Annotated in this window: 21 protein-coding genes and 1 pseudogene; 18 read left to right on the top strand and 4 right to left on the bottom strand. The window is 42.0% G+C overall.

All coding sequences use genetic code 11. From position 1 onward, the window contains the following. The first annotated feature begins 77 nt into the window (after positions 1-77). The 5 genes from TZ90_RS08070 to mnmG all read left to right on the top strand — a co-directional run bounded on the left by TZ90_RS08070 (position 78) and on the right by mnmG (position 7045). Complete coding sequence (locus tag TZ90_RS08070; RefSeq protein WP_045612418.1) at positions 78-2186, top strand: amino acid ABC transporter permease; 2109 nt, start codon at positions 78-80, stop codon at positions 2184-2186. Then, entirely contained in the window at positions 2183-2812 is a 630-nt protein-coding gene (locus TZ90_RS08065; RefSeq protein ID WP_045612416.1) for an ABC transporter ATP-binding protein, read from the top strand. The genes TZ90_RS08070 and TZ90_RS08065 overlap by 4 nt, the downstream gene beginning before the upstream one ends. Positions 2813-3404: 592 nt before the next feature. After that, positions 3405-4526 (top strand): tRNA 2-thiouridine(34) synthase MnmA, encoded by a 1122-nt coding sequence (gene mnmA, locus TZ90_RS08060; RefSeq protein ID WP_001282939.1) that lies wholly within the window; start codon positions 3405-3407, stop codon positions 4524-4526. Positions 4527-4666: 140 nt separating this feature from the next. Continuing rightward, positions 4667-5122, top strand: coding sequence for an NUDIX hydrolase (locus TZ90_RS08055; protein ID WP_045612414.1), 456 nt, complete (start codon positions 4667-4669; stop codon positions 5120-5122). A gap of 9 nt (positions 5123-5131) precedes the next feature. Next, positions 5132-7045, top strand: coding sequence for a tRNA uridine-5-carboxymethylaminomethyl(34) synthesis enzyme MnmG (gene mnmG, locus TZ90_RS08050; RefSeq protein WP_045612412.1), 1914 nt, complete (start codon positions 5132-5134; stop codon positions 7043-7045). Positions 7046-7182: 137 nt separating this feature from the next. On the opposite strand, the gene rnjA is transcribed toward mnmG, so the two are convergent. After that, complete coding sequence (gene rnjA / locus TZ90_RS08045; protein ID WP_045612411.1) at positions 7183-8862, bottom strand: ribonuclease J1; 1680 nt, start codon at positions 8860-8862, stop codon at positions 7183-7185. Between the two features lies 1 nt (position 8863). Then, a complete protein-coding gene (locus tag TZ90_RS08040) occupies positions 8864-9097 on the bottom strand; it encodes a DNA-dependent RNA polymerase subunit epsilon (protein ID WP_000639571.1) in 234 nt (77 codons plus the stop codon). Between the two features lie 279 nt (positions 9098-9376). Here TZ90_RS08040 and TZ90_RS08035 point away from each other — a divergent pair, with 279 nt between their 5' ends. Beyond that, positions 9377-9592 (top strand): hypothetical protein, encoded by a 216-nt coding sequence (locus tag TZ90_RS08035; protein WP_045612409.1) that lies wholly within the window; start codon positions 9377-9379, stop codon positions 9590-9592. 322 nt (positions 9593-9914) lie between these two features. On the opposite strand, the gene cibB is transcribed toward TZ90_RS08035, so the two are convergent. Beyond that, a complete protein-coding gene (cibB, locus tag TZ90_RS08030) occupies positions 9915-10067 on the bottom strand; it encodes a fratricide two-peptide bacteriocin subunit CibB (RefSeq protein ID WP_045612408.1) in 153 nt (50 codons plus the stop codon). A 1-nt stretch (position 10068) separates the two neighbouring features. Continuing rightward, entirely contained in the window at positions 10069-10254 is a 186-nt protein-coding gene (cibA, locus tag TZ90_RS08025; RefSeq protein ID WP_045612406.1) for a fratricide two-peptide bacteriocin subunit CibA, read from the bottom strand. Positions 10255-10431: 177 nt separating this feature from the next. On the opposite strand from cibA, the gene tsaB reads away from it, so the two are divergent. The 12 genes and pseudogenes from tsaB to TZ90_RS07965 all read left to right on the top strand — a co-directional run bounded on the left by tsaB (position 10432) and on the right by TZ90_RS07965 (position 20596). After that, positions 10432-11115 carry a tRNA (adenosine(37)-N6)-threonylcarbamoyltransferase complex dimerization subunit type 1 TsaB gene (gene tsaB / locus TZ90_RS08020; protein ID WP_045612405.1) on the top strand — a complete coding sequence of 228 codons (684 nt, stop codon included), beginning with the start codon at positions 10432-10434 and terminating at the stop codon, positions 11113-11115. Continuing rightward, positions 11112-11549 carry a ribosomal protein S18-alanine N-acetyltransferase gene (gene rimI, locus TZ90_RS08015; protein WP_045612403.1) on the top strand — a complete coding sequence of 146 codons (438 nt, stop codon included), beginning with the start codon at positions 11112-11114 and terminating at the stop codon, positions 11547-11549. Before tsaB ends, rimI begins: the two co-directional genes overlap by 4 nt. After that, positions 11539-12549, top strand: coding sequence for a tRNA (adenosine(37)-N6)-threonylcarbamoyltransferase complex transferase subunit TsaD (gene tsaD, locus TZ90_RS08010; RefSeq protein ID WP_045612401.1), 1011 nt, complete (start codon positions 11539-11541; stop codon positions 12547-12549). The genes rimI and tsaD overlap by 11 nt, the downstream gene beginning before the upstream one ends. A 103-nt stretch (positions 12550-12652) precedes the next feature. Further along, positions 12653-13521 (top strand): annotated as a pseudogene (locus TZ90_RS08005) (XRE/MutR family transcriptional regulator). Positions 13522-13811: 290 nt separating this feature from the next. Next, a complete protein-coding gene (locus TZ90_RS08000; protein WP_045612400.1) occupies positions 13812-14009 on the top strand; it encodes a peptide pheromone VP1 in 198 nt (65 codons plus the stop codon). A gap of 66 nt (positions 14010-14075) precedes the next feature. Continuing rightward, a complete protein-coding gene (locus TZ90_RS07995) occupies positions 14076-14741 on the top strand; it encodes a CPBP family intramembrane glutamic endopeptidase (RefSeq protein ID WP_045612398.1) in 666 nt (221 codons plus the stop codon). A gap of 380 nt (positions 14742-15121) precedes the next feature. Further along, positions 15122-15817, top strand: a complete 696-nt coding sequence (locus tag TZ90_RS07990) for an AzlC family ABC transporter permease (RefSeq protein WP_080890758.1) — start codon at positions 15122-15124, stop codon at positions 15815-15817. Next, positions 15807-16130 (top strand): AzlD domain-containing protein, encoded by a 324-nt coding sequence (locus TZ90_RS07985; RefSeq protein ID WP_000253929.1) that lies wholly within the window; start codon positions 15807-15809, stop codon positions 16128-16130. The genes TZ90_RS07990 and TZ90_RS07985 overlap by 11 nt, the downstream gene beginning before the upstream one ends. A gap of 103 nt (positions 16131-16233) precedes the next feature. After that, entirely contained in the window at positions 16234-17064 is an 831-nt protein-coding gene (locus TZ90_RS07980) for an amino acid ABC transporter substrate-binding protein (RefSeq protein WP_045612396.1), read from the top strand. A 153-nt stretch (positions 17065-17217) separates the two neighbouring features. Next, positions 17218-18072, top strand: coding sequence for a MetQ/NlpA family ABC transporter substrate-binding protein (locus tag TZ90_RS07975; protein WP_000694523.1), 855 nt, complete (start codon positions 17218-17220; stop codon positions 18070-18072). 96 nt (positions 18073-18168) lie between these two features. Beyond that, on the top strand, positions 18169-19542 hold the full coding sequence (locus TZ90_RS07970) for a M20 family metallopeptidase (protein ID WP_045612393.1): 1374 nt from the start codon (positions 18169-18171) through the stop codon (positions 19540-19542). Next, positions 19535-20596, top strand: a complete 1062-nt coding sequence (locus TZ90_RS07965; RefSeq protein WP_045612391.1) for a methionine ABC transporter ATP-binding protein — start codon at positions 19535-19537, stop codon at positions 20594-20596. Before TZ90_RS07970 ends, TZ90_RS07965 begins: the two co-directional genes overlap by 8 nt.

Here is a 20596-nt window from a genome sequence, read left to right as displayed (position 1 = left end):
GCTGAGAGAATCACTGTGTGGTTTTATTGGAAAGTTAGTTTTTCCCACGGTTTCGTCTCTTCACGGGAGGTATCTCTATGAAAAAAATCAGTCATCTTTGTATGCTCCTGCTCTTGCTGTGCACTACGTTTTTTGTCGTGAATGTAAATGTTACACGAGAAATAGTGCGGATTCAGGAGATGGGCAAGACAGCTTATTCATTTGACTTGTACTTGAAAGATGTCACCAAACCGACAGAAACTATTCTCCAGTTTTTTGAAGAGGTTGTAAGCCAAGACAAGGTCTCTATTATCAAAGTAGATAATGGAGATGAGGCCGTCAAGGCTGGTGTTTTTGATAAGGAAACCTTCCCCTATCAGGAGTTCGGTCTGACTTCTCTTGATTTTTCAAAGAATGAGAAAGGAGTCTACAGTAACCAGAATCTTCCCAATAATTTAGGTATCATTCCCACCTTTTTAAAGGTGAAACTCATTCGACTTCAGACCTTCCAATCCTATATTGAAGATAAATCCCATACTGTAAATGGGCGCTACATGATTACCTCCAGCAAAGAGATAGATCGTGATACCATTCTACAAAAGTGGAGTGATTTTTTCCAGATAGATAAGACGATTTTATTAGAACCCACTTACCGAAGTCAGGTTGGAGTGCTAAATCAAGATTTGTTACTATCTATCATTATCTTTATCTTGGCAATCTTACTTGTGATTTTAATGACAGTGTATCAGCCGATGATGGAGATGAAACGAGTGGGGGTTCAAAAGTTACTTGGTTTTCAAAGCAGGGCGATTTTAGCTGGTTTTGTAAAGACTAATTTTTATCTTCTCTTGGGTGGAAGTCTTATCATTGACTTGGTACTATTTTTAGTGCTGGACTATAGACCAAAACTTTTGTTCCCAAGTTTACTCTTATCCCAATTTCTGCTTTTACAGTTGTATTTGTTCATCAGTTGGCTGACCTACCTGATGATTCAAAAAATGACAGTCAGCTCCATGTTGAAAGGTTTTTCATCTGTCAAACTTGGTCTCATCTTCAATTATGTGATGAAAATAGGGACAACTATTTTACTGACGGCCTTACTGATTGGGGTGGGCAGAAGTTTAGAACAAGAAAACAAAGAACTTGCTTATCAGCAACAGTGGGTAAGCCAAGGCAATTACCTGACCTTAGAAACCTTCCAACTCAATGATAACCTGTGGCAAGAAGAGCTATCAGGGTTAGGGAAATCTACAGATTATTTCTACCAATTTTATCAAGATTTGCTAGCAAAAACACAAGTAAACTATGTGCGAGGTGCGAGTCTTCCTATCAAACCAGTCATCAAAGCAGAACAAGTGCAGCAGTACCAACTGCCTGATGAGGTAGATGTTTACTATGCAAATCGTCAATTTTTAGAGAGTAAGGGCTTTAAGCTACCAGATGTTGGCACTAAAAAGGTGATTTTGTTGCCAGTCAGTGACAAAGGACAAGAAGGCAAGAATCAGTTCTTGGGAAAATCCATCGCCTATCTTTCTATGAGGTATGAAGAACAGCAAAAGCAAAGGATAGAAGATATGGATGTAGAAATTGCCTACTATGAAGGAGATTGGTCCTTCTTCCCTTATAATAATGAGCGAAAGGAAAATCTCCACAATCCAATCATTAGTCTGGTAAATGATCAAGACATGATGTGGGAAGAAAAGACTCGCTTGTCAACGACAGGTTTAAACAACCCCATGAAAGTTGAAAATACAGAACAAAATCAAAAAGTGATTACGGAGTTAGTTGATAACTTATCTGATGGTAGCTATTTAAAATTTTCATCGATTCAAGCAATTCAAGAGGAGATGGTCGATACCTATCGGGATTCTGTTCGCAATTTTAACGTTCTTTTTGCCTTATTTGCTCTTCTCAGTATGATTGTCTCCTACTTTTTACTCGTTACTACTTTCTTGTTGAAGCGCAGGGATATCATTACCAAGAAGTTTATGGGGTGGAAACTGGTCGATCGCTACCGTCCTCTCCTCGTTCTGCTCTTGCTGGGCTATAGTCTGCCTCTTCTAGTCTTGATTTTCTTTGCCCATGCGCTCTTGCCACTCCTGCTGTTTGCAGGCTTTACATGTCTGGATATACTATTTGTGCTAGTCTTGGCTTCTAGGATGGAGAAAAGAAGTCTAGTAGAGTTATTGAAAGGGGGCATTTTATGATTGAGTTGAAAAATATTACCAAAACCATTGGAGGAAAAGTGATTTTGGATCACTTGTCTCTCAGGATTGATCAGGGGGATTTGGTAGCCATTGTTGGTAAGAGTGGTAGTGGTAAGTCGACCTTGTTAAATTTATTAGGTTTAATAGATGGTGATTATAGCGGACGGTATGAGATTTTTGGTCAGACAAATCTAGCGGTCAATTCTGCTAAGTCGCAAACAATAATCCGTGAACATATCTCTTATCTATTTCAAAATTTTGCTCTGATTGATGATGAAACGGTCGAGTACAATCTTATGCTGGCGCTGAAATATGTGAAATTGTCTAAGAAAGACAAGCTCAAAAAGGTGGAAGAGATTTTAGAGAGAGTAGGTTTGCCAGCTACTTTGCATCAAAAGGTCTCAGAGTTGTCTGGTGGGGAGCAACAACGAATTGCAGTTGCTAGAGCCATCTTAAAACCCAGCCAGCTGATTTTAGCCGATGAACCAACAGGTTCTCTGGATCCTGAAAATAGAGATTTGGTCTTGAAGTTTCTCTTAGAGATGAATCGCGAGGGGAAAACAGTTATTATTGTGACCCACGATGCTTATGTAGCCCAACAATGTCATCGTATCATTGAATTGTGAAAAGTACAGAAATCTTATCAAAAATCTTTAAATTTAAGGATACCTTTAAAATTTAATTTTAAAACACTCATTTATCAACATTTTTTGATTGATAAAAATAGGAAATCAGTTGTTTTTGGGAGATTTCCTAAAATTACCTACTAACCACACGTACTAAAAAGATACTTCCTATAGAAATCGTATGATTCTGAAGCTTCGAATAGTTCAGTTTTCATGATTTTTATGCTATTCTAGCTTTAGAATCCTTCAGAACGTAAAATTTTAAGCAGTCAAAGACTTAGAATATCCCTAAAACATTTATTTTATGGCAATTCTAAACGTAGAATTGCGTGGATATGTATGGATTTAATCTGTTCGATAGTTAGGACAGCTCTATTCTGGGAAATCTGAGCTATCAATGGTTTAGAACAGCATTTCAACAATGGATTTTGTTGAAGGATTGATTATTTTATGAAAGAGGTTGGCAGATTATCAGTCTCTTTCTTGTCTTCTCTAACCAAGCATGTTATAATGAATACTGCTCAAGCGACCTTCAATCGTTAAGCACACACGACCTTCAATCGTGAATAAACGAATAGATGGGAGACTTACCATGAGTGATAACTCTAAAACACGTGTTGTCGTGGGGATGAGTGGTGGTGTTGATTCGTCGGTGACGGCTCTCTTGCTCAAGGAGCAGGGCTACGATGTGATCGGTATCTTCATGAAGAACTGGGATGACACAGATGAAAACGGCGTCTGTACGGCGACCGAAGATTACAAGGATGTGGCTGCCGTAGCAGACCAGATCGGCATTCCCTATTACTCTGTCAATTTTGAAAAAGAGTACTGGGACCGCGTTTTTGAGTATTTCCTAGCGGAATACCGTGCAGGGCGCACTCCAAATCCAGATGTTATGTGCAACAAGGAAATCAAGTTCAAGGCCTTTTTGGACTATGCCATGACCTTGGGGGCAGACTATGTAGCGACTGGGCATTATGCCCGAGTGGCGCGTGATGAGGATGGCATTGTTCACATGCTTCGTGGCGTGGACAATGGCAAGGACCAAACCTATTTCCTCAGCCAACTGTCGCAAGAACAACTTCAAAAAACCATGTTCCCTTTGGGACATTTGGAAAAGCCTGAAGTGCGAAAACTAGCAGAAGAAGCAGGCCTTGCAACTGCTAAGAAGAAAGACTCGACAGGGATTTGCTTTATCGGAGAAAAGAATTTTAAAAATTTCCTCAGCAACTACCTGCCAGCTCAGCCTGGTCGCATGATGACTGTAGATGGTCGCGATATGGGCGAGCATGCAGGCCTTATGTACTATACAATTGGTCAGCGTGGAGGTCTCGGTATCGGTGGGCAACACGGTGGTGACAATGCACCTTGGTTCGTTGTCGGAAAAGACCTAAGCAAGAATATTCTCTATGTTGGCCAAGGTTTCTACCATGACTCGCTCATGTCAACCAGTCTAGAAGCCAGTCAAGTCCACTTTACTCGTGAGATGCCAGAGGAATTTACGCTAGAATGCACAGCAAAATTCCGCTACCGTCAGCCTGATTCTAAGGTGACCGTCCATGTCAAAGGAGATAAGGCAGAGGTTATCTTTGCAGAACCGCAACGTGCGATTACACCAGGACAGGCAGTTGTCTTTTACGATGGCGAAGAGTGTCTAGGTGGTGGTTTGATTGACAATGCTTACCGCGATGGACAAGTTTGTCAGTACATTTAGATTGACAAATTTTCTCAATTTGCTACAATAATAAAAGCAATAGAAATGATGGTCAAAGCTCATGGATGTTGCAGGCTTTTTTGTCCTGCACTTCTTTGGAGTTTTGACTGTTTTTGTGTCGTTTAAGGGAAAGGACAAGAATGACTCAACAAGACTTTCGGACCAAAGTAGGAAATACGGTTTTTGGTGTTCGGGCGACAGCTTTGATTCTTCAAAATCGCAAGCTTCTAGTCACCAAAGATAAGGGCAAGTATTACACAATTGGCGGTGCGATTCAAGTCAATGAAAGTACGGAAGACGCGGTAGTTCGTGAAGTGAGGGAAGAATTAGGTGTCCGAGCTCAAGCTGGGCAGCTAGCTTTTGTGGTGGAAAATCGTTTTGAACAGGACGGTGTTTCCTATCACAATATCGAGTTTCATTATCTGGTGGACTTGCTTGAAGATGCTCCATTGACCATGCAGGAAGATGAGAAAAGGCAGCCCTGTGAATGGATTGATTTGGATAAACTTGAGGATTTCCAGTTAGTTCCAGCCTTTCTAAAAACAGCCCTGCCAGATTGGGACCGCCAACTAAGACACATTCATCTTGAGGAATAGGAGAGAAACATGACATATAATTTTACTGAAGAATACGATATTATTGTAATTGGTGCGGGACACGCTGGGGTAGAAGCATCCCTAGCAGCTAGCCGTATGGGCTGTAAGGTCCTGCTTGCGACCATTAATATTGAAATGCTGGCTTTCATGCCTTGTAATCCCTCTATCGGTGGTTCTGCCAAGGGGATTGTTGTGCGTGAAGTCGATGCCCTCGGTGGCGAGATGGCCAAAACCATTGACAAGACTTACATCCAGATGAAGATGCTCAACACAGGGAAGGGGCCAGCTGTCCGTGCCCTTCGTGCGCAGGCTGACAAGGAGCTTTACTCTAAGGAGATGCGCAAGACAGTTGAAAATCAAGAAAATCTGACCCTTCGTCAAACTATGATTGATGAGATTTTGGTGGAATATGGCAAGGTTGTCGGTGTGCGTACAGCGACCCATCAAGAGTATGCTGCCAAGGCTGTTATCGTGACGACAGGGACGGCTCTCCGTGGGGAAATTATTATCGGAGACCTCAAGTACTCATCAGGTCCTAACCACAGCCTAGCTTCTATTAATCTTGCTGATAATCTCAAGGAATTAGGACTCGAAATCGGTCGTTTCAAGACAGGAACCCCTCCACGTGTCAAGGCTTCTTCTATCAATTATGATGTGACCGAAATTCAGCCAGGAGACGAAGCGCCTAATCATTTCTCATACACTTCACGAGATGAGGATTATGTCAAAGACCAAGTGCCATGCTGGTTGACCTATACCAATGGTACCAGTCATGAAATTATCCAAAATAACCTCCACCGTGCGCCTATGTTTACAGGTGTAGTCAAGGGAGTGGGACCTCGTTACTGCCCATCGATTGAGGACAAGATTGTGCGCTTTGCGGACAAGGAACGCCACCAACTATTCCTTGAGCCAGAGGGACGCAATACTGAGGAAGTCTATGTTCAAGGACTTTCAACCAGTCTGCCTGAGGATGTCCAGCGTGACTTGGTTCATTCCATCAAAGGTTTGGAAAATGCAGAGATGATGCGAACAGGTTATGCCATTGAGTATGATATGGTCTTGCCTCATCAGTTGCGTGCGACACTGGAAACCAAGAAAATCTCAGGACTTTTCACTGCTGGTCAGACAAATGGGACGTCAGGTTATGAAGAGGCAGCAGGCCAAGGGATTATCGCGGGTATCAATGCGGCTTTGAAAGTCCAAGGCAAGCCTGAGTTGATTTTGAAGCGCAGTGACGGTTATATCGGGGTCATGATTGATGACTTGGTGACCAAGGGAACCATTGAACCCTACCGTCTCTTGACCAGTCGTGCTGAATACCGTCTCATTCTCCGTCATGACAATGCTGATATGCGTTTGACTGAGATGGGACGTGAGATTGGCCTTGTGGATGATGAACGTTGGGCTCGCTTTGCAATCAAGAAAAATCAATTTGACAATGAGATGAAGCGCCTAGACAGCATCAAACTCAAGCCAGTCAAGGAAACCAATGCCAAGGTTGAGGAGATGGGTTTCAAGCCGTTGACAGATGCAGTGACAGCCAAGGAATTCCTTCGCCGTCCAGAAGTTTCTTATCAAGATGTGGTGGCTTTCATCGGACCAGCTGCAGAGGACTTGGATGACAAGATTATCGAATTGATTGAAACAGAAATCAAGTACGAAGGCTATATTTCCAAAGCCATGGACCAGGTTGCTAAGATGAAACGCATGGAAGAAAAACGTATTCCAGCCAATATTGACTGGGATGACATTGATTCTATCGCAACCGAAGCCCGTCAGAAGTTCAAACTCATCAATCCAGAAACCATCGGCCAAGCCAGCCGTATTTCGGGAGTAAACCCAGCAGATATTTCTATTTTGATGGTGTATCTTGAAGGTAAAAATCGTAGTATTTCTAAAACTCTTCAAAAATCAAAATGATACGTCGTCGGCTTCGGCTCACCTAACTTAAGTTATGCTTTCGCCTAGCCTTCTAGTCTGCTTTCGATTTTTATTGAGTTTTAATCTAAAAAGAAAGCATAGAAAAAACAGCTCCGAAGACGGGGCTGTTTTATAATTTATTCTTCATCTGGTGTGAGGATCATAGGGATGATAATCGGTTCACGTTCTGTATTTTCATAAAGGAAGGGGCGAATAGCGTTGACAATGGCACCATTGACTGATTGCACGCTAGCATCCTTATTTTTCAGTGCGATACGAATTGCATTGAAGAGGATGCGCTGGCTTTGGCGAATCAAGTCGCCAGACTCTCTCATGTAGACAAAGCCTCGGCTGAGGATGTCTGGGCCAGACAGAATCATCTGCGATTTGAAGTCAACAGTTGCGACTGCCAGAACGACACCGTCTTCAGATAGATCACGACGATCTTTGAGGACAGCTGCGCCGATTTCACCGATACGATTTCCATCGACATAGATATCTTGGGCGTTGAAATGACCTGCGATACGAGCTGAGTCAGCAGTAAGGGCAAGCACATCACCATTGCTCATGATAAAGATATTGTCCTTCTCAACACCAGTATCTACTGCTAGTCCAGCGTGGACCTTTTGCATGCGGTATTCACCGTGGACAGGCATGAAGTATTTTGGCTTAATCAAGCGGAGCATGAGTTTTTGCTCTTGCTGACCACCGTGTCCAGATGTATGGATATTGTTCACTTTACCGTGGATAACTTCGACACCAGCTTCTGAAATGATGTTAATCAGCTTGTTGACGCTAGTAGTGTTTCCAGGGATTGGGCTAGAAGAGAAGATAACCGTATCACCTGGTTGGAGTTGCACCTGACGGTGGGTTCCGTTGGCGATACGAGAGAGGGCTGCCATCGGCTCGCCTTGACTACCTGTACAGAGGATAAGAATCTCGCCTGCAGGGTAGTCTTTGATTTCATTTGGCTCGATAAAGGTTCCCTTAGGAGCTTTGATGTAACCAAGCTCGATTCCGTTGACAATGGCTTTTTCCATAGAGCGACCAAAGACCGCAATCTTGCGTCCAGTCTTAACAGCGGCTTCTGTCGCTTGCTGGAGACGGAAGATATTTGAGGCAAAGGATGCAAAGATGATACGTCCTTCAATGCCTTGGATAATCTTCATGATGGACTGGCCAACGACTTTTTCAGAGTTGGTAAAGGTTGGAATTTCTGCATTTGTCGAGTCAGACAGGAGACAGAGTACACCTTCTTCACCAAGCGCAGCCATACGGTGCAAATCTGCTGGTTCACCAACTGGTGTTAAGTCAAACTTGAAGTCACCCGTACAGACAATTTTCCCTTGAGGAGTATGAATGACAATCCCCAAAGGCTCTGGAATAGAGTGAGTCGTTCTAAAGAAAGTTGCCTTGAGATTTTTAAAGGTCAACTCAGTATTATGGTTGATTTCGTAAAGTTTGGCGTTGCGCAAGAGGCCGTGTTCTTCGAGTTTCCCACGAATCAAAGCCAAGGCAAGCGGTCCAGCATAGATAGGGACATTTGCTTGCTTGAGCAGGAAAGGAATCCCACCGATGTGGTCCTCGTGTCCGTGGGTAATCAAAACAGCCTTGACGCGGTCGATGTTGTCTACGATGTAGGAGTAGTCAGGAATGACATAGTCGATACCCAGCAAGTCATCTTCTGGGAATTTAATCCCAGCATCGACGATGATAATCTCATCTTGGTATTCAATTCCGTATGTATTTTTCCCGATTTCTCCCAGACCACCGATGGCAAAAACGCCGACTTCTTCAGGTTTAAGAGTGTAGGCCATATTAGAACTCCGTAATTTCGAAGGCGCCAGTTTCTTTTTCGTAATCTAGCAATTTGTCAGACAAGAGTTCGATATACTCGATATTGTACTCTGGGCGATTTTCTTCGACAAGTTGGCGAGCAGCGATACGGCCCTCAAGTTCTGAGTTAGCATCGATGTCTAGGTATAGTGCGCGTGTTGTTTCACGGCGTGGGCTACGTTCTTTTGTTTCTTGATAAAAAACTTTGTAAATCATATAGTTCCTTTCTATTTTACAGGTCAGCTTATTCCAAACTTTTAGCAGAGATTTGCTTGATTTCATTCCATTTTGTGTCTAGATTGACCTTGATTCGTTACAATTATTTCAATTATACCACAAAATGAAAAATTAGTAAAAGACGGAAACGAGAAAGTCATATAAGCACCTAAAGGTAAGCGTTTGCAAAAACAAAGAAAATATGTTATCTTGATAATGGAAGTGAAATTTATCGTTTGTCATAATTCCATATAGTTTTTAAGTCAAGGAGGTTGCCCTATGTATAACTTATTTGCTTTTGCTATCGGAGTTCGCTTGGTAGCTTTTATTGCTTTTGTTGCTTGCGTTTATGCGGGGAATCTTCTATTTGCCAAACTGGAACGACGACAAACCAAGTTCTTGTGGAAAATTACTTTTGTGACTCTCTACTCGCTTTTTCTCCTCCTCGTAACCTATGTCGTTTGGTTTGTATTTTACTTTGGATTAAATGCTTAGATGCCCTGCTCATGCTGGGGCATTTTTGTTTGGGGGTAAAAGACAGTAGATTCATGACACGAAAATTCCACCCCTTCTATCAAGATGAGGTGGTCTTTGAATTTTTCTAAAATGACATGACAATGGAATTTTCAAAGCTTATTATTTTTATGGTAATCATTGTTCTGCTCAAAAATAGAGTTGAAGCATAAAAATAAAACAATACAAACAGATAAATCGAATGGTAAAGGGATAGTAGTAATGTTTAAATCATTGAGAATGCTGAGAAAACTGTAAGAGATGAAGACAATAAAATTTATCCTTCTAAAAATGTGTTTTTTATCTAGCATGACTTAGCAAACTTTTTACGGAGATCTTTCCCAATGGTATAAGCTGCCATAAATAAAGCGATACCAACACCTACACCAAAACCACCCTTGATTTCTTGCAATTCCTTATTAGTAATTTTACGATAGTTGTTTAAATCTTTCATCATATTAATCTCCTCCTAAAAAATAACCAGCTGCCAAACCAGAACCTACAAGTGCTGTTCCACCTGCAATAGCTTTCCAAGATACTGCTACTCCAAAGATAACCAAGGGAGCGAGACCGCCATCAATATCTGATAATTCATCTTCAGATAAGGATAAAAATTGATTGTCAAGAACGTCAAAATTTGTCATTGAACTTTCCTCCTTTTTTCTTGTTCACTTTTATATTCGGAAAAGAAAAGGAAAAGTGAACATTTTTTAAATTATTTTTTAGCTAAGTATAGGCATTTTTGTTTGGGGATAAAGAAAATTCCCATGTGCCAGCTTTTGTAGTATAATAGTAAGCAGACAAAAAGATAGGAATGTGTTATGAAAGTATTAGCTTTTGATACGTCCAGTAAGGCTCTTTCTCTCGCTATTTTAGAGGACAAGCAGGTTCTTGCCGAGACGACGATTAATATTAAGAAAAATCACAGTATTACCCTCATGCCTGCCATCGATTTTTTGATGGCAAGTTTGGACTGGACGCCCAAGGATTTGGATCGAATCGTGGTAGCTGAAGGGCCAGGTAGCTACACAGGTTTGCGAATTGCGGTAGCAACTGCCAAAATCTTAGCTCACACTCTGAACATCGAGTTGGTTGGTATGTCGAGCCTCTTGGCTCTGGTGCCCTACCAACAAGAAGGCTTGTTCGTTCCTTTGATGGATGCGCGTCGCAACAATGTTTACGCAGGATTTTATGAAAATGCTAAACCTGTCATGCCAGAAGCACACCTGCCCTTTGAGCGAGTGATTGAGCTAATCAAGGGCGCTAGTCAGGTAACCTTTGTCGGAGAAGTTGGCCCCTTTGTGGAGCAGATTCAAGAACACTTGTCAAGGACTAATTTCAAAGAAACATTGCCTAATGCAGCTAATCTAGCTCTATGGGCCTGGGACAAGGAAGCAGACTCCTTGCATGATTTTGTACCCAACTACCTCAAACGTGTTGAGGCTGAGGAAAACTGGCTCAAGAATCACACCGAGTCTGGTGAGTCTTACATTAAACGCCTATGATAGAAATCAAACGAACTCAACAGCAACCTGATCTGGCTCAAGACATCTACGCTGTCATGGCAGCTGTTTACCCAGTCAGTCCTTGGACGCTGGAACAAATCCAAGCAGACCTGTCCCAAGACCAGACTTGGTATTCTTTGGCTTATGATGGGGCCGAAGTGATTGCCTTTCTAGCTGTGCAGGAAAATATCTTTGAAGCAGAAGTCCTGCAAATCGCTGTCAAAGGAGCCTATCAGGGTCAGGGAATTGCATCAGCCTTGTTTGTTCAATTGCCGACAGATAAGGAGATTTTCCTCGAAGTCAGAAGTTCAAATCATCGAGCGCAAGCATTTTACAAGAAAGAAAAGATGGCAGCCATCGCTGAGCGAAAGGCCTACTACCATGATCCAGTCGAGGACGCCATCATCATGAAGAGAGAAATAGATGAAGGATAGATATATTTTAGCATTTGAGACATCCTGTGATGAGACTAGTGTTGCCGTCTTGAAAAACGACGATGAGCTCTTGTCCAATGTCATTGCTAGTCAAATTGAGAGTCACAAACGTTTTGGGGGCGTAGTGCCGGAAGTAGCCAGTCGTCACCATGTCGAGGTCATTACAGCCTGTATCGAGGAGGCTCTGGCAGAAGCAGGGATTACCGAAGACGATGTGACAGCTGTGGCGGTTACCTATGGACCGGGCTTGGTCGGAGCCTTACTAGTCGGTTTGTCAGCTGCTAAGGCCTTTGCTTGGGCTCATGGACTTCCGCTGATTCCTGTTAACCACATGGCTGGTCACCTCATGGCCGCTCAGAGTGTGGAACCTTTGGAATTTCCCTTGCTAGCCCTTTTGGTTAGCGGTGGACACACAGAGTTGGTTTATGTTTCTGAGGCTGGTGATTACAAGATTGTTGGAGAAACGCGAGATGACGCGGTTGGTGAGGCCTATGATAAGGTCGGCCGTGTCATGGGCTTGACCTATCCTGCAGGTCGTGAGATTGACGAGCTAGCTCATCAAGGACAGGATATTTATGATTTCCCCCGTGCCATGATTAAGGAAGATAATCTGGAGTTTTCATTCTCAGGTTTGAAATCTGCCTTTATCAATCTTCACCACAATGCCGAGCAAAAGGGAGAAAGCTTGTCCACAGAGGATTTGTGTACGTCCTTCCAAGCGGCAGTTATGGACATTCTCATGGCAAAAACTAAGAAGGCTTTGGAGAAATACCCTGTTAAAACCCTTGTCGTGGCAGGTGGCGTGGCAGCCAATAAAGGTCTCAGAGAACGCCTAGCGGCCGAAATCACAGATGTCAAGGTCATCATCCCACCACTGCGTCTTTGTGGAGACAATGCAGGAATGATTGCCTATGCCAGCGTCAGCGAGTGGAACAAAGAAAACTTCGCAGGCTTGGACCTCAATGCCAAACCAAGCCTCGCTTTTGATACCATGGAATAAAGAGTCAGCTTAGGGCTGGCTTTTTTGCTCTCTTAAATGTCAGAATATTTTGACAAAACTATAAAAATGATGATATAATATCTAAACAATAGGAGGTGGTGAGATGATTGAGAGAATGGAGTTGGGAGAATTTTACAAGGAATTACGCTTGGCGAGAAAGCTCAAGCAGTCAGATGTGGCTTGTGCTGGACTAACAGCCTCTCAGTTGTCAAAGTTTGAGCTAGGGCAGTCTATGCTATCTGCGGATAAGTTGATCCTAGCCATCCAAGGGATCAATATGAATTTTGATGAGTTTGGTCATAAGCTAAACAATTATCAAGAATCCCTACATATGCAGATTGGTAGAAAGGTTGTGGATCGCTTTGCCCACCAAGATATAGCTGGTTTAGAGCAACTATTAGAGGAGGTCAAGCAAGAACAGATGGCGCAGCGCAGACCTATCGTCGTTTGAATGCTATTGTGATTAAAAATGCCATCCATTCCTTAAATAAGAGCTATCTGCTAACAGAGGAGGATAGCGAATTTTTGACCAGCTATCTCTATGCTATCGAGTCTTGGACCTGGTTTGAACTCTATCTCTTTTGCAATACCATGCCCTTCTTGAGCAACCAAGATTTGATATTTTTATCAACCTCGTTACTTGAAAAATCCAAGGAATTTAAAGAGTTAGTACATAATAGACTGTATATGAAAAGTGGATTTCTGAATATTATATCAGAACTCATGGAGCGTAAGCTATTTTCTTATATTCCAATCTTTGAGGCCGAGTTGGAGAGTATGCTCCGCCAGTACGATGTTTTTGAGAAAGTATCATGGCAATTTTTAAAGAAAATGAGTGTCTTTCTTCAAACCAAAGGAAGCAATCAAAAAGAGATTGAACACTTTATCCAATCTCTGCAAGTATTAGAAAATCCACAATTGCTAGCCCTCTTCGAATTGCGTTTTCAGCAATACAAAGAACTTATCGATTAATTAGAAACGGGAAGACGATAACCCACTCCGAAATAAGCAGGAGTATCAGTTGGATCTTTCTTTTCTTCATCATTATATCCCTCCTTGTTAGTAGTAACTTTATTATACCAGTGAAATAATCAAATCTACTAAAATCGCAAAAGTGAAATTTCTATAAGAAAAAATATCAAATATGCGATTTTCTAAAATAAGCCAATTTCCATGTTATACTGTCCTTGTAAAACATTTGAATCAAATCCTAGGTCGCAGAAGTGGTTTACAAGAAGAAAACGATTGAAGGAGTATAAAAGATGTTAAATTTACAATTTGCAGAAACGATGGAATTGACAGAAGCTGAGTTGCAAGATGTTAGAGGAGGCAACACTGTGGTTAACCCAGGCGGTGGAATTGGAGTAGGCTGGGGAGGGTTCGGGACACCTTGGTCAATCACTAATTTCTGGGAGAAAAATTTTAACCATGATTCTTCCACTGTTAATCGTCGTCGTTGATATTTAAAGCCCTTGCCTTTGTTTGGGTTAGGGCTTTCTTTATTTCGTAATATAGGAGAAAATAGGATGAAAAAGATAATCTCACGCTACTACTTTATTATAGCTATTCTACTAGTTGTTGCTGACCAGTTCTTCATTCGTTTGCTTTTACATAGCGATCTTGCTGCTGGTTTATCCGACTTTGCCTATTATTTGTCGGATATGCTGTTAAATTTTCTTGTGGTTCTGCTTGCTTTTATTGTTATGGTTTGGTCAGGGAAATGGCAGAAAATTAACAGTAGAAAATTTAAAGGTTCCTATCTTTTCTATTCCTTCCTAGCTCTTCTTGCTTTTGTTGTTTGGAATTTCGTCACCTTTTTTCTTTTTCCGCCTACCAAAAATGCAATTTCTTATCAACTGGATGTTCCTACTTTTACAGGAGCTACAGCATTTTTGATGTATTTTTTCTATCCTGTGATTGCAGGTCCCATTTTTGAAGAGATGATTTATCGTGGATTAGTGATGACAGCTCTGGAAAAAGGAAAGAAGTGGGGACTAGATGTGCTTGGCTCAGCTATATTATTTGGAATCTTACACATTAGTGGCCATGGTTGGGTCTTAACAGACTTTTTTGTATATATGGGTGGTGGTCTCATATTTGCAGTCTTGTTTAGAGTGACAAAGTCTATTTATTGGCCTATTGGGCTGCATATAGTCTACAATGGCATTGGTCAAATTTTACCGTTGCTGTAATTTCATTTGCTTAGTAATATTTTAGGAAGAGTGTTCCTAGGTATTCTACCCATTTAGTTTATTTCCTTACTGAATACTCTTATATTTGTTTGTAATCGCATTTTTAGGTATCCTTTTCATAAAAATGATTATAGTTTTAGTAACTATTTCTATTAGCTTTGTTTTATTGCTATTTCTTCTAGTTGTCTTTGCCATGCTACTACATATTAGTGAAAATATTTAGCAGAGAATTTGTATAATATATGTTTGAGACTGGACTGCCAGTCTTTTATGATGGCCACAATCAGCAGACTTTTTTCTCTTTCCTGAATGTGTTATAATAGTCCATGCTGTGGCTGGAATTGATTCAGCTTATTTATTAAGACAATATGAGGAGAAAGATGAAAGAAAAAGGATTTTGGGAGGGGGCGCAGGCAGCTATGCCAACAGCCCTTGGTTATGTCAGTATTGGACTTGCCTGTGGGATTATCGGTGCGCCCTATGTGACACCTGTTGAGATGGGCTTGATGAGCCTATTTGTTTATGCTGGGAGTGCCCAGTTTGCCATATTAGCCTTGATTGCGGTTCAAGCACCTGTGGCAGCCATTGCCATGACGGTTTTTCTAATCAATTTGCGTCTTTTTTTGTTGAGTTTGCATGCGTCGACCTATTTCCGTCATACCAGTCTCTGGCAAAATATCGGTATGTCTAGTCTCTTGACGGATGAGACTTATGGCGTTTTGATGGGCGAATTGGCCCATACAGACAAGGTCAATCCTATGTGGATGCACGGAAACAATCTCAACAGCTATGTAGCTTGGTTTGTGGGAACAGTTGTCGGAACGGCTCTGGGTGGCCTACTGCCAAATCCAGAAATCTTTGGCTTGGATTTTGCCCTGGTTGGGATGTTCATCGGAATTTTTGCTTCGCAATTCCAGATTATGCAAAGACGGATTCCTGTCCGCAATCTGCTCATTATCCTAGCAGTTGTTGCGGTGTCCTTCTTTTTACTCTTGACAGTGGTGTCTCAGTCACTAGCTGTTCTATTTGCGACGCTACTTGGTTGTACAATGGGGGTGGTATTAGATGGTCAGTAAGTATCTTTTATTAGCAGTTATTTTCTCTGGCTTGGTGACTTGGATTCCCCGTATGATTCCCTTCATCTTGGTCAAGTATAAGGGCCTGCCTGCGATTGTTGAACGTTTTTTGAAGTTCTTGCCCGTTTCTATTATCTTTGCCTTGATTCTTTCAAGCGTAGTGACAGGCAAGGTTGGTAACTTACCTCAAATCAAATGGCTGGACTTCTTAGCCATCTTTCCAACAGCTTGGGTAGCCTTTCGCTACCGCAATCTAGTCGGAACAGTTCTCTTTGGAGTGGTCTTGATTGCTGTCTTGCGTTTGGTCTTTTAAATCAGCCATAAAGAAAACCTATCACAGAGATAGATATCATATAATGGCGGAAATGCTCTTTTTCTGTTAAGATTATAAGGTATTCTATTTTGGAGGAAATGACATGAAAAAAATCGTTAAATACTCATCTCTTGCTGCCTTAGGCCTTGTTGCTGCAGGTGTTTTAGCAGCTTGTTCAGGTGGTGCTAAGAAAGAAGGAGAAGCAGCTAGCAAGAAAGAAATTATCGTTGCAACCAATGGCTCACCAAAACCATTTATCTATGAAGAAAATGGTGAATTGACTGGTTACGAGATTGAAGTCGTTCGCGCTATCTTTAAAGATTCTGACAAGTATGATGTTAAGTTTGAAAAGACAGAATGGTCAGGTGTATTTGCTGGTCTTGACGCTGACCGTTACAATATGGCTGTCAACAATCTTAGCTACACTAAAGAACGTGCGGAGAAATACCTCTATGCCGCACCAATTGCCCAAAACCCTAATGTCCTTGTAGTGAAGAAAGACGACTCTAGCATCAAGTCTCTCGCTGATATCGGTGGAAAATCGACGGAAGTCGTTCAAGCCACTACATCAGCTAAGCAGTTAGAAGCATACAACGCTGAACACCCGGACAACCCAACTATCCTTAACTATACTAAGGCAGACTTCCAACAAATCATGGTACGTTTGAGCGATGGCCAATTTGACTATAAGATTTTTGATAAAATCGGTGTTGAAACAGTCATCAAGAACCAAGGTTTGGACAACTTGAAAGTCATCGAACTTCCAAGTGACCAACAACCGTACGTTTACCCACTTCTTGCTCAAGGTCAAGATGAGTTGAAATCATTTGTAGACAAACGCATCCAAGAACTTTACAAAGATGGCACTCTTGAAAAATTGTCTAAACAATTCTTCGGAGATACTTACCTACCGGCAGAAGCTGATATTAAATAATTTCTTGAAATCATCCATTCTGATGAAGATGGGTGATTTCTAAGTCTTTAAGGATATAGTTTTAAACTATATATCTGATTATCTAATAACAATTTGTGAAATCAAACAAATTGTGAGATACTAGTACGGTATTATTTTTAAGGAGAAAGAATCATGAAAATCAAAAAATGGCTTGGTGTAGCAGCCCTTGCTACAGTCGCAGGTTTGGCTCTTGCAGCTTGCGGAAACTCAGAAAAGAAAGCAGACAATGCAACAACTATCAAAATCGCAACGGTTAACCGTAGCGGTTCTGAAGAAAAACGTTGGGACAAAATTCAAGAATTGGTTAAAAAAGACGGCATTACCTTGGAATTTACAGAGTTCACAGACTACTCACAACCAAACAAGGCAACTGCTGATGGCGAAGTAGACTTGAACGCTTTCCAACACTATAACTTCTTGAATAACTGGAACAAAGAAAACGGAAAAGACCTTGTAGCGATTGCAGATACTTACATCTCTCCAATTCGCCTTTACTCAGGTTTGAATGGAAGTGATAACAAGTACACTAAAGTAGAAGACATCCCAGCAAACGGAGAAATCGCTGTACCGAATGACGCTACAAACGAAAGCCGTGCGCTTTACTTGCTTCAATCAGCTGGCTTGATTAAATTGGATGTTTCAGGAACTGCTCTTGCAACAGTTGCTAACATCAAAGAAAATCCAAAGAACTTGAAAATCACTGAATTGGACGCTAGCCAAACAGCTCGTTCATTGTCATCAGTTGACGCTGCCGTTGTAAACAATACCTTCGTTACAGAAGCAAAATTGGACTACAAGAAAGCACTTTTCAAAGAACAAGCTGATGAAAATTCAAAACAATGGTACAACATCATCGTTGCGAAAAAAGATTGGGAAACATCACCAAAAGCTGATGCTATCAAGAAAGTGATCGCAGCTTACCACACAGATGACGTGAAAAAAGTTATCGAAGAAACATCAGACGGTTTGGATCAACCAGTTTGGTAATAAGAAACAGGGAGGTGGGAGAGAAAATTCCACCTCTTGCTTTTGTATAGAGCATGGATTGTCAGGAAGAGTAGTTTATAGAAAGGTAGAGAGAATATGGTTTTTCCTAGCGAACAAGAACAGATTGAAAAATTTGAAAATGATCATGTGGCCCAGCATTATTTTGAGGTTTTGCGTACCTTAATTTCTAAGAAGTCGGTCTTTGCCCAACAGGTGGGTCTCAAAGAAGTTGCCAACTATCTGGGTGATATTTTCAAGCGTGTTGGGGCCGAAGTGGAGATTGATGAGACTTATACGGCGCCCTTTGTCATGGCGCATTTCAAGAGTTCGCGTCCAGACGCCAAGACCCTAATTTTCTATAACCACTATGACACTGTGCCAGCGGACGGGGATCAGGTCTGGACAGAGGATCCTTTTACGCTTTCGGTGCGTAATGGCTTCATGTATGGGCGTGGGGTTGATGACGACAAGGGTCATATCACAGCTCGTTTGAGTGCTTTGAGAAAATACATGCAGCACCACGATGACCTGCCTGTCAATATCAGTTTTATCATGGAGGGAGCGGAGGAATCGGCTTCGACAGACCTAGATAAATATCTGGAAAAAAATGCGGATAAACTCCGTGGCGCAGATTTGTTGGTCTGGGAACAAGGGACAAAAAATGCCTTGGAACAGCTGGAAATTTCTGGTGGAAATAAAGGAATTGTGACCTTTGATGCCAAGGTTAAAAGTGCTGATGTGGATATCCACTCTAGTTATGGTGGGGTTGTGGAGTCAGCTCCCTGGTACCTCCTTCAAGCCCTACAGTCTCTTCGTGCCGAAGATGGTCGTATCTTGGTTGAAGGTTTGTACGAAGAAGTACAAGAGCCAAATGAACGAGAGTTGGCCTTGGTGGACACTTACGCCCAACGAAATCCAGGGGAAATCAGCCAGATTTATGGTTTGGAATTGCCTCTCTTACAAGAGGACCGCGCAGCCTTTCTAAAACGTTTCTTTTTCGAGCCAGCTCTTAATATAGAAGGGATTCAGTCAGGTTATCAAGGACAAGGAGTCAAAACGATTTTGCCTGCAGCAGCCAGCGCTAAGCTAGAAGTTCGTTTGGTTCCTGGCCTAGAACCGCATGATGTTCTGGAAAAAATTCGGAAACAGCTAGACAAAAATGGTTTTGATAAGGTAGAATTATACTATACCTTGGGAGAGATGAGCTATCGAAGCGATATGAGCGCACCAGCCATTCTCAATGTGATCGAGTTAGCCAAGAAATTCTATCCACAGGGCGTTTCAGTCTTGCCGACTACAGCTGGGACAGGGCCTATGCATACAGTCTTTGATGCCCTAGAGGTGCCAATGGTGGCCTTCGGTTTAGGAAATGCCAATAGTCGAGACCACGGTGGAGATGAGAACGTGCGAATCGCCGATTATTACACCCATATTGAATTAGTAGAGGAGCTGATTAGAAGCTATGAGTAGAGATATTATCAAGTTAGATCAGATCGATGTGACTTTTCATCAAAAGAAGAGAACCATCACAGCGGTCAAGGATGTGACCATTCACATCCAAGAAGGGGATATCTACGGAATCGTTGGATATTCTGGAGCAGGGAAATCAACCCTTGTACGGGTGATTAACCTCTTGCAAAAACCATCTGCAGGGAAAATCACCATTGACGACGATGTGATTTTTGATGGTAAGGTGACTTTGACGGCAGAGCAGTTGCGTCGTAAACGTCAAGATATCGGGATGATTTTCCAGCATTTTAACCTGATGAGTCAGAAGACGGCAGAGGAGAATGTAGCCTTCGCTCTTAAACATTCTGGACTCAGCAAGGAAGAGAAGAAGGCTAAAGTAGCCAAGTTGTTGGACTTGGTTGGCTTGGCAGACCGTGCTGAAAACTACCCTTCACAATTATCTGGAGGGCAAAAACAGCGTGTGGCCATTGCGCGTGCCTTGGCAAATGATCCAAAAATCTTGATTTCAGATGAGTCAACTTCTGCCCTTGACCCTAAGACAACCAAGCAGATTTTGGCCTTGTTGCAAGATTTGAACCAAAAATTAGGCTTGACTATTGTCTTAATTACGCATGAAATGCAGATTGTCAAAGACATTGCCAACCGTGTGGCAGTTATGCAGGATGGGCATTTGATTGAAGAGGGTAGTGTTCTTGAAATCTTCTCAGACCCTAAACAACCTTTGACCCAAGACTTTATCTCAACAGCTACAGGTATTGACGAAGCCATGGTCAAAATCGAGAAGCAAGAAATCGTAGAACACTTGTCTGAAAACAGTCTCTTGGTGCAACTCAAGTATGCAGGTGCTTCAACAGACGAGCCACTTTTGAATGAATTGTATAAGCATTATCAAGTAACGGCTAATATCCTCTATGGGAATATCGAAATCCTCGATGGAACTCCTGTTGGAGAATTAGTTGTGGTCTTGTCAGGTGAAAAAGCAGCTTTGGCAGGCGCCCAAGAAGCCATTCGTCAAGCAGGCGTACAACTAAAAGTATTGAAGGGAGGACAGTAA

Source organism: Streptococcus mitis (assembly GCF_000960005.1).
Classification (GTDB): Bacteria; Bacillota; Bacilli; order Lactobacillales; family Streptococcaceae; genus Streptococcus; species Streptococcus mitis_CK.
The sequence above is the reverse complement of the archived record's forward strand: the minus strand, read 5'-3'. Positions and strand labels throughout refer to the sequence as shown.

Excerpts from the sequence above, each read along its gene's own strand:
- TZ90_RS08070 (WP_045612418.1), top strand. The coding sequence starts at position 78 with ATGAAAAAAATCAGTCATCTTTGTATGCTCCTGCTCTTGCTGTGCACT.
- TZ90_RS08065 (WP_045612416.1), top strand. The coding sequence starts at position 2,183 with ATGATTGAGTTGAAAAATATTACCAAAACCATTGGAGGAAAAGTGATT.
- mnmA (WP_001282939.1), top strand. The coding sequence starts at position 3,405 with ATGAGTGATAACTCTAAAACACGTGTTGTCGTGGGGATGAGTGGTGGT.
- TZ90_RS08055 (WP_045612414.1), top strand. The coding sequence starts at position 4,667 with ATGACTCAACAAGACTTTCGGACCAAAGTAGGAAATACGGTTTTTGGT.
- mnmG (WP_045612412.1), top strand. The coding sequence starts at position 5,132 with ATGACATATAATTTTACTGAAGAATACGATATTATTGTAATTGGTGCG.
- rnjA (WP_045612411.1), bottom strand. The coding sequence starts at position 8,862 with ATGGCCTACACTCTTAAACCTGAAGAAGTCGGCGTTTTTGCCATCGGT.
- TZ90_RS08040 (WP_000639571.1), bottom strand. The coding sequence starts at position 9,097 with ATGATTTACAAAGTTTTTTATCAAGAAACAAAAGAACGTAGCCCACGC.
- TZ90_RS08035 (WP_045612409.1), top strand. The coding sequence starts at position 9,377 with ATGTATAACTTATTTGCTTTTGCTATCGGAGTTCGCTTGGTAGCTTTT.
- cibB (WP_045612408.1), bottom strand. The coding sequence starts at position 10,067 with ATGATGAAAGATTTAAACAACTATCGTAAAATTACTAATAAGGAATTG.
- cibA (WP_045612406.1), bottom strand. The coding sequence starts at position 10,254 with ATGACAAATTTTGACGTTCTTGACAATCAATTTTTATCCTTATCTGAA.
- tsaB (WP_045612405.1), top strand. The coding sequence starts at position 10,432 with ATGAAAGTATTAGCTTTTGATACGTCCAGTAAGGCTCTTTCTCTCGCT.
- rimI (WP_045612403.1), top strand. The coding sequence starts at position 11,112 with ATGATAGAAATCAAACGAACTCAACAGCAACCTGATCTGGCTCAAGAC.
- tsaD (WP_045612401.1), top strand. The coding sequence starts at position 11,539 with ATGAAGGATAGATATATTTTAGCATTTGAGACATCCTGTGATGAGACT.
- TZ90_RS08000 (WP_045612400.1), top strand. The coding sequence starts at position 13,812 with ATGTTAAATTTACAATTTGCAGAAACGATGGAATTGACAGAAGCTGAG.
- TZ90_RS07995 (WP_045612398.1), top strand. The coding sequence starts at position 14,076 with ATGAAAAAGATAATCTCACGCTACTACTTTATTATAGCTATTCTACTA.
- TZ90_RS07990 (WP_080890758.1), top strand. The coding sequence starts at position 15,122 with ATGAAAGAAAAAGGATTTTGGGAGGGGGCGCAGGCAGCTATGCCAACA.
- TZ90_RS07985 (WP_000253929.1), top strand. The coding sequence starts at position 15,807 with ATGGTCAGTAAGTATCTTTTATTAGCAGTTATTTTCTCTGGCTTGGTG.
- TZ90_RS07980 (WP_045612396.1), top strand. The coding sequence starts at position 16,234 with ATGAAAAAAATCGTTAAATACTCATCTCTTGCTGCCTTAGGCCTTGTT.
- TZ90_RS07975 (WP_000694523.1), top strand. The coding sequence starts at position 17,218 with ATGAAAATCAAAAAATGGCTTGGTGTAGCAGCCCTTGCTACAGTCGCA.
- TZ90_RS07970 (WP_045612393.1), top strand. The coding sequence starts at position 18,169 with ATGGTTTTTCCTAGCGAACAAGAACAGATTGAAAAATTTGAAAATGAT.
- TZ90_RS07965 (WP_045612391.1), top strand. The coding sequence starts at position 19,535 with ATGAGTAGAGATATTATCAAGTTAGATCAGATCGATGTGACTTTTCAT.